This window comes from Herbaspirillum sp. VT-16-41, from assembly GCF_001994935.1.
Classification (GTDB): Bacteria; Pseudomonadota; Gammaproteobacteria; order Burkholderiales; family Burkholderiaceae_D; genus Herbaspirillum; species Herbaspirillum frisingense.
This window is the reverse complement of record NZ_MUXB01000101.1, coordinates 106590-119385: the sequence shown is the minus strand read 5'-3', so window position 1 is coordinate 119385 and position 12796 is coordinate 106590. Positions and strand designations below refer to the sequence as shown.

Genomic DNA, 12796 nt, shown 5'->3' with positions numbered 1-12796 from the left:
CCGCTGAGTCCTTCATGGATCAGCCAGACTTGACGGCCCCTCCCGCGTGGAGGGGCCTTTTCATTCGCGACAGGAGAGGTTCATCATGATGCTGCACATTCCCGAAGTCCTCAGCGCCGAGCAGGTGCGCCACATCCGCACCGAACTGGACCGCGCCGACTGGATCGACGGCCGCGCCACCGTCGGCGACCAGGGCGCACGGGTGAAGCGCAACCGGCAACTGCCGGAGCATTCGCCACTGGGCTTCCAGCTGGGCGAGATCATCCTGGAGGCGCTGCGCAGGAATCCCCTGTTCTTCGCCGCCGCCCTGCCCAAGAAGACCATGCCGCCGCTGTTCAACAGCTACGAAGGCGGCGAGCATTACGGCCTGCACGTCGATGGCTCGGTGCGCAACCTGCCCAATGCCGCCGGCAGCATCCGCACCGATGTCTCCACCACGGTGTTCCTGTCGGACCCGGACGAGTACGAAGGAGGCGAGCTGGTGGTGGTCGATACCTACGGCACCCACGAGGTCAAGCTGCCGGCCGGCGACATGATCGTCTATCCCTCCACCAGCCTGCACCGTGTGGAACCGGTCACCCACGGCGCCCGCGTCTGTTCCTTCTTCTGGACCCAGAGCATGGTGCGCGACGACTGGAAGCGCAGCATGCTCTTCGAACTGGACCGCAACATCTACAGCCTGCGCCAGCAGATCGGCGACACCGATGAAGTGCTGGGACTGACCGGGCATTATCACAACCTGCTGCGGCAGTGGGCCGAAGTGTAATTCCCGAAGTGTAAATTCTTTATATTGTTTAAGCAGAAAGGCCGTCCGGCATGACACCGGACGGCCTTTCTGCTTTCTTCCCCCAGGGGGGGGGATCAGACGAAACGTCCGATAGCTGCCTTCACCGCCTCGCGCACCGACCCGCTGACCACGAAGCCCTGCGCGGCCTGCACGTCGTCATGGAACCAGCGGTCCCCCTCCAGGCAGGCCGGGATCTGCCGGCGGATCTCGTCGTAGGCCGCCTGCGTTCCACGGCCCAGGACGAAGTCCTTGAGCAGGTCTTCGGTCATCGTCAGCGCCTGCGCTGCCAGCAGCATTTCCACACCCACGATGTACTGCGTGTTCTGCACCACCGTCAGGGCCTTGCGCGCGCACCAGGTGGAGTTGGAGATGTGATCCTCGCTATTGCCCTTGGAGGGGATGCTGTCCACGCTGCCCGGCATGCACAGCGTGCGGTTCTCCATCACCAGCGCACTCATCGAACACTGCACCACCGGATAGCCGGTATTGACGCCGCGCACGCCACTCATCAGGTTGCGCGGCAGCCCCCATGACAGCGTGGGATCGATCAGCCGCGCAATGCGACGCTCGCAGATGCTGCCCAGGTCGGTGATGGCCATGGCCAGCAGGTCCATGGCCTGGGCCAGGTACTGGCCGTGGAAGTTGCCGCCGGAAATGATCTCGAAACCTTCGCCCTCTTCCTTGTTGAAGATCAGCGGGTTGTCGGTGGCCGAATTGGTTTCTTTCTCGATGATGGTGTCGATGTAGTCCAGCGCATCGAATACCGGGCCATACACCTGCGGCGCGCAACGCAGCGAATACACATCCTGGATGCGTGAGGTATAGGGGATATCGGTGCGCCGCAGCTCATCCGGCAGTTGCACCGCACGCGCTGCGTGGGTGGTGCGGGTGGAACCCTGCAGGAGGGTGCGGATCACGTCCGCCGTCTTGATCTGCCCCGCATGCGGCCGCGCCTGCTGGATGCGCGGATCGAAGGCCGACATCTCGGCGCGCATGGCCTCCAGCGTCAACCCCAGCGATAGGCAGGCATCGGTCAGCAGGTGGCGCGCATCGTGCGCCGCCAGGATGGCTACCGCCAGCGAGGCGGTGCAGCCATTGATCAGCGCCGAGGCATCCTTGGCCTTGAGGTCGAACTTCACCGGTGCGATGCCGGCCTGTTCGATGGCCTGCGGAGCCCGCATGCGCTGCCCCTGGAACATCACCTCAGCCTCGTCGAAGCCAGCGATGGCGGCCGCCAGGTAGGCCAGCGGTGCCAGGTCGCCGGAGGCGCCCACCGAGCCCTTCTGCGGCATGACGGGGTGGATGCCGGCATTGAGGAAGGCCAGCAGGCGATCCACCACCTCCACCCGGGGCGCGGAATAGTTTGAGGCGAACGCGTTGGCACGCAACAGCATGGTGGCGCGGCTGACTTCCTCGGAGAAGGGTTCGCCGATACCGGCGCTGTGGGCGCGGATCAACTGGGTCTGGAACAGTTCGATATGTTCCACCTTGATGCGCGTGTCCTTGAGCAAGCCCACGCCGGTATTGAAGCTGTACATCATGGGCGCTTCATCGTGCATCCAGGTGCTTTCGATGTAGTCGCGGCTGTGCTTGAGGGCCGCGCGCGAGGAATCGGCCAGCGCGACCTTGAGATGCGGTGCGCGGGCAACGCTGATGACTTGCGCGGCGCTGAGGTTGAAGCCGTCGATGGTGATGGTATGCATGTGTCGTATCTTCTTTCTGACGTGATCGGGCCTACTTGGCGCCGGCCTGGAACCAGGCGGCCACGTCGGCGCGTTCTTCGTCGGTCATCTGGGTCATGTTGGCCAGCGGCATGTCCTTGGTCTGGACGGCGCGCTGGAAGATCTTGGCCGCGTGCTGGTGGATCAGCTCAGGGGTCTGCAGCATCATGCCCGCCGGTGCCGTGGCAAAGCCGGCCTGGGTCGGTTTGTCCGAATGGCAGCTGGCGCAGCGCTGGGTGATGATGGCCTGGATCCTGGTGAAGTCTGGCGCTGCCGCTGCAACCGGGGCGCTGCCTGCGGCAGCGGGTGCCGAGGTAGCCACCGGCGCCACCGGACGCGGTGCGATCGCCACCGCCACGGCCAGCAGCAGGGCCACCCCGGCGATGGGATAGCCGATCGACACCCGGCCCTTGTGCCGCAGATTGAAAAAGTGACGGATCAGCACACCCGCCGCCATGATCGCCGCCAGCACCAGCCAGCTATGGGCATGGGTATAGGTCATCGCATAGTGGTTGCTGATCATGATGAACAAAATGGGCAGCGTGAAGTAGTTGTTGTGCACGCTGCGCTGCTTGCCGCGACGACCGTGGATGGGGTCGGGCGAGCGGCCCTGCTGCATCGCCTCCACCAGCTTGCGTTGTCCGGGGATGATCACCATCAGCACATTGCCGACCATGATGGTGCCGATCATGGCACCCACATGGATGTAGGCGGCCCGTCCCGACAGCAGGTGCGTGAGCAGATAGGCCACGGCCACGATGAAGACGAACATCACCAGCCCCAGCAGGCCCTCGCGCTTGCCCAGCGGCGAGCGGCACAGCAGGTCATAGACGATCCAGCCCAGCACCAGCGTGCCGATACCCACGCCCACCGCTTCGATACCGGAGAGATTGGCCACCGACTTGTCCACCATCATGGCCGAGGCATTGAAGTAATAGACGATGAACAGCATGGCCACGCCGGTGATCCAGGTGGCGTAGGCTTCCCACTTGAACCAGTGAAGTTCCTGGGGCAGCTCGGCCGGTGCCACCAGATACTTCTGCGGATTGTAGAAACCGCCACCGTGGACTGCCCACAGCTCGCCGGAGACGCCCTTCTTCTCCAGGTCGCTGCCCGGTTTGGGCGGGCGGATGGAGTTGTCCAGCCAGACGAAATAAAAAGAGGCGCCGATCCAGGCGATGCCCGTGATCAGGTGCAGCCAGCGAACCAGCAGATTGGCCCAGTCGATGCCATATGAAACCAGGAGTGCTTCCATGTCTTCCCCACGCAGGATTGCTGTCCGCCACCGCGACCTACTCCGGACAGGCGAGGCATTGCCTCAGGAATGGGCCGCCATGAAAGCCCTCCCCCGCCATGCATGCCGCATGGAAACTGCTGGATGAGTGGGAGTGAAGGCTTTCCGCGCGCCGGGACGCGCACGAAGCCTGGAAGTGGCGTCGCTGCTGGTCTCCCGTCGTGCTGCCGCTACGACCCGATGGCTGCTGCCATCTGTTGTCTCGGTCCTCGTCCTGCGGCGCTGCCCTCGTGAGGCTGGCAATGGCTGGCGCGGACCGGTTGCACGAACGATAAACGCGGGGACCGCGCAAAACATGGCCGGCAACATATATTTGACATACGAAAGTCCATATACAAAAATGCCCCCTGGATGTGGGACGCTTGCGCTCGCATCACGCCAGGCCGCCGCCGCGAGCCGGTCCTGACGAATAACAACGACAAGGCGCCCACCCGATGCGGTGCCATCAGAGTGAACGAAAAACCGTCACCTGCCCCACGCTAGAACAAAGACCCCGGAGACATCCCCATGTCCAGGCTGCCTGACCACCTCGATATCCACCTCATCCGCATCCTCTATCTGTTGCTGTGCGAAAAGAATGTCTCGCGCGTGGCCCTGAAACTGAACCAGCCGCAACCCTCGATCTCCGCTTCGCTGCGCAAGCTGCGTGAGCTCACCGGTGATCCGCTGCTGGTGCGCGGCGGCCGTGGCATGGTGCCGACCCAGCACGGCGAAAGCCTGCTGAAACCGGCCAAGCGCATCCTCGACGAGACCGAGCGCCTGTTCGTGCCCAAGACCGCCTTCGTGCCGCAGGAGGAAGAGCGTACTTTCCACATCGCTGCGCCGGACTACATGAACACGCCCTTCTTCACCGAGGTGATCGCGCGCCTGCGTCGCGAATCGCCGCGCAGCCACATCGTGATCCACGCGCTGGGCCCGGATACCGACTACGTGCGCCTGCTCTCGGACGGCGAACTGGACCTGGTCATCGCCAACTGGGACGAGCCGCCGCCGCACCTGCATCTCTCCAAGCTGTTCGACGACCCCATCGTCTGCCTGATGCGCGCCGATTGCGCCTATGCCAAGCGCACCGCCCGCGATGCGATGACCATCGAGGACTATCTCTCCCTGCCCCACGCCGCGCCTTCGCAGATCCTGCCCGGCTATCACGGCACCATCGACAACTTCCTGGAAAAGCAGAACCTGCATCGCAACGTGGTGGTGGAGTCGGCCCACTTCCGCATGCTGCCCTACATGGTGGCGCAGACCGACCTGGTGCTGACGGCCGGCCAGCAGTTCGCCAGCTTCTACGAAAAGCTGCTGGCCCTGAAAAGCTATACGGTGCCCATCAAGTTCCCGCCGCTGCGCTTCTACCAGCTCTGGCACGAGCGCGTGCACCAGGCCACCGAGCACAAGTGGCTGCGCGCCCAGGTCAGCGCGGCCGCCAAGCTGCTGGCCCAGGGGCGGGCATGAGGGACATGGCGGACACGGCGGCAACCCGCCAGGACGCCGGCCAGCAAAGGGAAATGACACCCGTCCATATATCGCCCGGACGTGTAGCGGTATGCCGGGGCCACTATATCGCCCCTGCCGGATTGCTTTAGTATCGCCAGCATCAGGCCGGTATCCACCTCCAGAGCGCACAGGAAGGCAGAACACGGCACTGAGCCGGAACCACATTCAAGCGACAAGGCAGGCCCCGTTCCAGACAGCCGGGGCAAGGTCACATGTCAGGTTCCTCCATAAAAAATACCAGGAGACAGCCCATGCAAGCCCCCAGCCATCCAGTGGATGAACGCCTACCCGTATTCAAGCTCTTCGCGCTCGGCATGCAGCACGTGCTGGTGATGTATGCCGGTGCGATTGCCGTGCCGCTCATCATCGGCGGTGCCCTGAACCTGCCCAAGTCCGAGATCGCCTACCTGATCAGTGCCGACCTGTTCTGCTGTGGCGTGGTCACCATCATCCAGAGTGCCGGTATCTGGAAGTTCGGCATCCGCATGCCGGTCATGATGGGCGTGACCTTCGCCGCCGTGGGACCGATGGTGGCCATGGCCAACAATCCCCAGCTCAACATCCTGCACATCTATGGCGCGGTGATTGCCTCGGGCCTGTTCTGCATCCTGGCCTCGCCCTACATGAGCAAGCTCATGCGCTACTTTCCACCGGTGGTGACGGGTACCGTGATCACGGTGATCGGGGTCTCGCTGATGGGCGTGGGCATCAACTGGGCGGCGGGTGGACAACCGGTGATCGGCAAGCTGGTCGACGGCGTCTTCGTCAAGGTGCCCAATCCCGACTATGGCTCGCCATTGTCGCTGTCGATTGCAGCGGTGGTGCTGGTGGCCATCCTGCTGATCACCAAATACACGCGGGGATTCATCTCCAACATCTCGGTATTGCTGGGGATGGTGGTGGGCTTCGTGATCGCCTTTGCACTGGGCAAGATCAGCTTCGACGGCCTGGACGCGGCCGACTGGTTTGCCTTCATCCAGCCCTTCCACTATGGGCTGCCGCAGTTCGACCTGGCTTCCATCATCAGCATGTGCCTGGTGATGATCGTGACCATGATCGAATCGACCGGCATGTTCATGGCCCTGGGCGACATCGTGGGCCGCCGGATCGACGACCGCGCGCTCGCCAGCGGCCTGCGCGTGGATGGCCTGGGCACGGTGATCGGGGGCCTCTTCAACACCTTCCCCTATACCTCGTTCTCGCAGAACGTCGGTCTGGTAGGCGTGACCGGCATCCGCAGCCGCTTCGTCTGCGTGGCCGCCGGGGTGATCCTGATCGCCTTTGGCCTCTTCCCCAAGATGGCGCACGTGGCCGCCTCGATCCCGCAATTCGTGTTGGGCGGCGCCGGCATCGTGATGTTCGGCATGGTGGCGGCGACCGGGATCAAGATCCTCTCCAAGGTCGATTTCCACGGCAATCGCAACAACCTCTTCATCGTCGCCATCAGCATCGGCGTGGGCATGATCCCCATCGTCGCCCCCACCTTCTTCGACAAGATGCCGCACCTGCTGGGCACCATCTTCCACAGCGGCATCCTGCTGGCCTCGGCCATGGCAGTCGGGCTGAACCTGTTCTTCAACGGCCGCGGCAGCGAGGAAGACGTGGCCCGCTATGCGGTAGCGGCGGCACAAAGCTCGGATCACTGAGCGCAGGCGCGGTCTTGCCATCGACAGATATGCCAAAACCGATACGCGCCAGATGAAACCGTTGATGCCATCCGGGCCAAGATGTTTTAAAGTCTCACCTGCGCCCGGATGCCCGCCGGGCGCGCCCGCTGCCCTCCCCGGACGGCAGCGGCAACCCACAATCACAGACAACAATCGGCGCCGACAATACTGATTTTCAGATCGTGGGCGCCGGTATTGATCGCAACAGCAACGAACCAGCGAGGGAGCCGGCGCAGACCGACCGGCCAGCACATGACGACGACACTGCAACAATTGAACGAGGCCGATGCCTCCGCCTTCATCGCCGCCCTGCACGGCATCTACGAGCATTCGCCCTGGATTCCCGAGCGCGCCGCGCTGCAGCGTCCCTTCCGCAACATCACCGCCCTGAAACTGGCCCTGCAGAAAGTCGTCACCGACGCCAGCCGCGCCGAACAACTGGGCCTGATCCGCGCCCACCCGGAACTGGCCGGCCGCGCCGCCATCGCCGGCGAACTGACCGCCGAATCCACCGGCGAGCAGGCCCGCGCCGGCCTGAACCAGTGCAGCCCGGAGGAATTTGCCCGCCTGCAACAGCTCAACACCGATTACAACGCCCGCTTCGGCTTCCCCTTCATCCTGGCGGTGAAAGGCCCGACCGGGGCTGGCCTGACGCGTCAGCAGATCATTGCCACCTTCGCCCGTCGCCTGCGCAACCAGGTCGAAGACGAACTGCGCGAAGCCCTGCGCCAGATCGGCCGCATTGCCGAGATGCGCCTGAACGACCTGCTGGGCCATCGCCCGCAACTGGGTGCCACCGTCATGCAATGGGCCGAGGAAATCGGCGCCCTGTCCGAAGACGAAGGCGCCCTCACCTGCACCTACCTGACCGACACCCACCGTCGCACCGCCGACCAGATCGCCCAATGGATGCGCGAAGCCGGCATGCACGTCCACATCGATGCGGTGGGCAACGTGGTCGGCCGCTACCTCTCCAGCGACCCGCAGGCCAAGACCCTGATGACCGGCTCGCACTACGACACGGTGCGCAACGGCGGCAAGTACGACGGCCGCGAAGGCATCCTGCTGCCCATCGCCGTGGTCAGGCACCTGCATGAACGGGGCGAGACCCTGCCCTTCCATTTCGAAGTCATCGGCTTCTCGGAAGAGGAAGGCGTACGCTTCAAGAGCACCTTCCTGGGCAGCAATGCCGTCACCGGCCAGTTCGACATGAAGCTGCTCGACCTGCAGGACAAGGACGGCATCAGCATGCGCGAGGTCATCACCCAGGCTGGCCACGACGTCACCGCCATCCCGCAGATCGCCCGCGACGCCGCCGATATCCTGGGCTATGTCGAAGTCCACATCGAACAGGGCCCGGTCCTGCTGAACCGCGACCTGCCGGTCGGCATCGTCACCTCCATTGCCGGCAGCTCACGCTACCTGGTCGACCTGAAAGGCGTGGCCAGCCACGCCGGTACTACGCCGATGGACATGCGCAAGGACGCCGCCGCCGCCGCCGCCGAGATCATCCTCTATGTGGAACAGCGCTGCTCACAGGACCAGCATGCTGCGCTGGTCGGCACGGTCGGCCAGCTGCAGGTACCCCGCGGCTCCACCAACGTCATCCCGGGCGCCTGCCAGCTCTCGCTGGACATCCGCGCCGCCCGTGACGACATCCGCCTGGCCGCGGTCAAGGACATCCTCGCCAAAATCGAAGACATCGGCGCACGGCGCAGCATCGACATCAAGCTGGAAGAAACCCTGAGCGCCCCGGCCGCCCCCTGCGCCCCCTGGCTGATGGAACAACTGGCCGCTGCCACCGAACGCGCCGGCGTCCCGCCCTTCGAACTGGCCTCCGGCGCCGGCCACGACGCAATGGCCATCGCCCGCCTGACCGACGTCTGCATGCTCTTCACCCGCTGCGGCAACGGCGGCATCAGCCACAACCCGCTGGAGACCATGACGGCCGATGATGCGGAGGTATCGGGACAGATCCTGCTGGATTTCCTGCGCAGCTTCAGGGCGAAGCATTAATTATTTATATATTTATGTGGCGACCGCGCGGGCGGGAAGCATGCGACGCCCATGATGTGTGCGTGTTCAATTGAACACCGGAATCCTCGCCCCTATCCAGTCTTGGATGGTGGGCGGAATTGCAATCTCGCCTTGCTTGCTGTCCGCATCGAAATAGAGGAGCTTGTCTTCACTGATCTGCAAGGATGCCAACCCCAGGGAGTCGTCCACGAAGATCGTGTAGTGCCTCTTTGCCAAAATTGCGCCTTGTTCATCCGTGACCGAGAGAAGGACCTTATCGAGTCCCTCTCCAAGGAAATGACTGTCGATGAGACCCGCGCCACAGATGCGAATGTGGTAGGTCTTGCTGCCAATTCTTTTTATTCCACCGTCAAACTTTGCGGTGTAGTCGTGTTGCGTGCAGTCGGGCTGGTGGAAAAAGTTGAACAGATAGGTTGATGAGACTAGAAAGACAACGCAGAGAACGATGATGGCTGGCGTCATCTTGAATAGTTCCTGGGGAAAGGACCTTTCCGTTTTACAGACTTTGTAGGCCTTGAATAGAAAAAAGACGGCTGTGAAAATTGCCACGCCAATGCCTGTCTCTTTTGCGTACATCAGGAGGAGGAATGGGCGCAGGTCAGGACCGTTGGATGGCAAGAGCCAGGCAAGCAACAACGCCGACAAGAAGACCGCAAAGCACGCTGCGGCAAGCACTAGAGCGTTCTTTACGGTTTTTTTGAAGTAGTGTCGTAGGGTCGGCATATCGTACCAAGGTCGATGATGATGGGCGTCTCCAGTTTGTAGAGTTGAGGTTTGCTGTAAATCATAAAATCCTCTCCTCTGTTGCGCGCCTTCCGCCATTCGTTATAGGACCTGTTGTAGACGGGCCAATAGACGTCTTTTGCCTGGAATTTGCTGAACAGGCTACGTCTTGTATCGACGGGCTTATCGACGATGTGTTGGCCTGGGAGGTAATCAGACCTCAAACGAAAGTTTTCCTTTGGCGCGTTGTGATTTTTGTTCTGGCGCCGAAGGCTTGGTTTCAGTTGCCCGGCGATGTCATTACCGGCGAGGTAGTAGGACGTAATCATGTCGCGCTTATTCCAGTGTCCAAGATATTGACTCCTGGAAGGATCTTTGTCGTTGAAAGAATAATTGTCCTTGATGTAGATATAGACATGGGTGACGGAGGCTGAGGCATCCATGCAAAACTGCTGCGGATCGGTATCGTATTTGAAATATCTTGCCCCGTTGAGATGGGCTCTTCCTATGGCGGCATAGAGAACAAAATTTCCCAATGCGCCAGAAAGATCCGTGAGCACAAGAACGCCTTCTGTGGTGTCCAGTATGGAAACTTCCATTTTTTGGAAGTGCCAATCCAGATGAAACTGTCGTAAGTCGACGACGAAATCAGTCGTATCCAGATCGAGATTCGGCTTGGCACTGGCGGCGCGTTGGAAGGTATCGGACGCATGGCGTAGAAGCTTTCTTTTGAGAACAGCCTGCGCGTTTTTTGAACCAGTCATTTGAAGGAGATTATTCAAACGCTTTTTGACGCTGCCGTATCGCAGTGCCCAATCCAGGGTGACGAGCTTGTCCTCAAGAGGTTGAACAGAGTCGAGGTCATTGTCCCATACGTGAGCAGGACCTTTGAACCACTTCCTGGCGAGCTTGGCGGCCATGGGCCACCTCATACGATCCATCGCATCAGGAATGTCCTGGAGGTCGAATTCAGGGAGCTTCTCGCAATCTTCAGCCTCAAGTTCCACGAACTGCTGGCCGCGAAATTCCTTCGGTTCCTGTTTCTTTCCGAATGCGGTCGACTTCTGATGTTCGGTCTCTGATCGCACGGCAGCAACATCCCCGGCCGTGGACCCGGAGGATGTTGGTATTGACTTGGAAGACGGTGCTACCTCGCCAGGAGCAAAGCGTTCGTACGAGACGGTCTGAGGAGTGTTGATTGCGATACACCCTTCGAATCCGGCATGGCATTTCCACCTGGGCTTGCTGAACGGCAGTCGTGCCTTCGCTATCTTGTAGTAGGGGATTTTTCTTGTCTTTGCCATTGTCGGGAGTACCTTCCAGCTTCTGGATTTCCAGACAGCTTGATGACGAACAAGCTCGCCAGTGTACTCAGCAGGACCGCCCAAACCTATCGTAGCAGTTTGAAACACCATGACTTTCACCTGTCCACATACGACAAGTTGGTGAAGCATTCGAGTGCAGTAACATGCATGTTCAGGAGCCTTGCCCCGGTATAGGCTGGACGTCTTTACAGTGGACTCGATAAACCAACAACCCGTGTCAGGCAGGATTCAATCTACCCAGCAACCCCACGCGCCGCAGCGTTAATAGGGCCAGAAAGGGACTCCCCCTGTCACCTGCGTCGACCCGCAAGCAAGCCAATCCAACAGAAACAAGGAACCCAAGAAGGAGTCCAGCAACATGCAACACAAGCCAAACAGCAAGACCCTGCTGATCAGGAACGCCCGCGTGCTCGTCACCATGAACGACACCCGCGAAGAAATCCCGCAAGGCGCCATCTACATCCGCGACAACGTGATCGAACAGGTCGGCAAGAGTGCCGACCTGCCGCAGCAGGCCGATGAAATCATCGACGCCACCCACCATGTCGTCATCCCCGGCCTGATCAATACCCACCACCACATGTACCAGAGCCTCACGCGCGTCATCCCCGCCGCGCAGAATGGCGAACTGTTCAACTGGCTCACCAACCTCTACCCGATCTGGGCCGGCCTCACCCCCGAGATGATCCAGGTCTCCACGCTCACCGCCATGGCCGAGCTGATCCTCTCCGGCTGCACCACCAGCAGCGACCACCTCTACATCTACCCCAACCAGACCCGCCTGGACGACAGCCTGGAAGCCGCGACCCAGATCGGCATGCGCTTCCACGGCGCCCGAGGCGCCATGAGCGTAGGCCAATCCAAGGGCGGCCTGCCACCGGACCGGGTGGTGGAAGACGAAGAGGCCATCCTCAAGGACAGTCGCCGCCTCATCGAGACCTATCACGACCCGGCGCGTCACGCCATGCAGCGCATCGTGGTCGCCCCCTGCTCGCCCTTCTCGGTCTCGCGCGACCTGATGCGCGAAGCCGCCGACCTGGCCCGCCACTACGACGTCTCCCTGCACACCCACCTGGCCGAGAACGTCAACGACATCGCCTACAGCCGCGAAAAATTCAACATGACCCCGGCCGAATACGCCGAGGACTGCGGCTGGGTCGGCCACGACGTCTGGCACGCTCACTGCGTGCAACTGGATGATCACGGTATCGATCTCTTTGCCCGCACCGGCACCGGCGTGGCGCATTGCCCCTGTTCCAACATGCGCCTGGCCTCTGGCATCGCCCCCATCCGCAAGATGCTGGACGCAGGCGTGCCGGTCGGACTGGGGGTGGATGGCAGTGCCTCCAACGATAGCGCCCACATGCTGGGCGAAGTGCGTCAGGCGATGCTGCTGCAGCGGGTAGGATTCGGCCCGGACGCCATGACGGCACGGCAGGCGCTGGAGATCGCCACCCTGGGGGGTGCGAAGGTATTGAATCGGGATGACATCGGCGCGCTCAAACCCGGCATGTCAGCCGATCTGGTGCTGTTCGACACGCGCCAGCTGGCCTTTGCCGGGGCGCTGCATGATCCGGTGGCCGCGCTGGTGTTCTGCACCCCGGCCAATGTGGACTACAGCATCATCAACGGTCGCGTGATCGTGCGCGAGGGGCAGTTCACCAGCATCGATCTGGGGGTGGTGCTGGAGCGGCATAACGCCCTGTCGCTGCAACTGGCTGAAGCGGCCCGCTCATCCGCCCACTAAC

At 61.8% G+C, this 12796-nt stretch carries 9 protein-coding genes; 5 read left to right on the top strand and 4 right to left on the bottom strand.

Annotated features, from left to right (window positions below):
* Positions 1–85 precede the first annotated feature (85 nt).
* The gene (locus BTM36_RS11450; RefSeq protein WP_077236371.1) at positions 86–766 is read left to right on the top strand and encodes a Fe2+-dependent dioxygenase; all 681 of its coding nucleotides are present in this window, start codon (positions 86–88) and stop codon (positions 764–766) included.
* A 95-nt stretch (positions 767–861) separates the two neighbouring features.
* On the opposite strand, the gene hutH is transcribed toward BTM36_RS11450, so the two are convergent.
* Positions 862–2490 (bottom strand): histidine ammonia-lyase, encoded by a 1629-nt coding sequence (hutH, locus tag BTM36_RS11445; protein ID WP_077236370.1) that lies wholly within the window; start codon positions 2488–2490, stop codon positions 862–864.
* Positions 2491–2521: 31 nt separating this feature from the next.
* Positions 2522–3763 carry a urate hydroxylase PuuD gene (locus tag BTM36_RS11440; RefSeq protein WP_077236369.1) on the bottom strand — a complete coding sequence of 414 codons (1242 nt, stop codon included), beginning with the start codon at positions 3761–3763 and terminating at the stop codon, positions 2522–2524.
* 546 nt (positions 3764–4309) lie between these two features.
* Between BTM36_RS11440 and BTM36_RS11435 the strand changes: the two genes are divergently transcribed.
* From BTM36_RS11435 to BTM36_RS11425, 3 genes are all read left to right on the top strand, one after another.
* Complete coding sequence (locus BTM36_RS11435; RefSeq protein WP_077236368.1) at positions 4310–5254, top strand: LysR substrate-binding domain-containing protein; 945 nt, start codon at positions 4310–4312, stop codon at positions 5252–5254.
* A 293-nt stretch (positions 5255–5547) separates the two neighbouring features.
* Complete coding sequence (locus BTM36_RS11430) at positions 5548–6942, top strand: nucleobase:cation symporter-2 family protein (RefSeq protein WP_006465210.1); 1395 nt, start codon at positions 5548–5550, stop codon at positions 6940–6942.
* Between the two features lie 273 nt (positions 6943–7215).
* On the top strand, positions 7216–8979 hold the full coding sequence (locus tag BTM36_RS11425; RefSeq protein ID WP_077236367.1) for an allantoate amidohydrolase: 1764 nt from the start codon (positions 7216–7218) through the stop codon (positions 8977–8979).
* 66 nt (positions 8980–9045) lie between these two features.
* Here BTM36_RS11425 and BTM36_RS11420 read toward each other — a convergent pair whose 3' ends face one another.
* Together BTM36_RS11420 and BTM36_RS11415 are read right to left on the bottom strand one after the other, a co-directional pair.
* Positions 9046–9675: a hypothetical protein gene (locus tag BTM36_RS11420; RefSeq protein WP_077236366.1), complete on the bottom strand. Its 630-nt coding sequence runs from the start codon at positions 9673–9675 to the stop codon at positions 9046–9048.
* Positions 9676–9686: 11 nt separating this feature from the next.
* Complete coding sequence (locus BTM36_RS11415; RefSeq protein ID WP_254426980.1) at positions 9687–11138, bottom strand: DUF6402 family protein; 1452 nt, start codon at positions 11136–11138, stop codon at positions 9687–9689.
* Positions 11139–11406: 268 nt separating this feature from the next.
* Between BTM36_RS11415 and BTM36_RS11410 the strand changes: the two genes are divergently transcribed.
* Positions 11407–12795: an 8-oxoguanine deaminase gene (locus BTM36_RS11410; protein WP_077236364.1), complete on the top strand. Its 1389-nt coding sequence runs from the start codon at positions 11407–11409 to the stop codon at positions 12793–12795.
* Position 12796 lies beyond the last annotated feature (1 nt).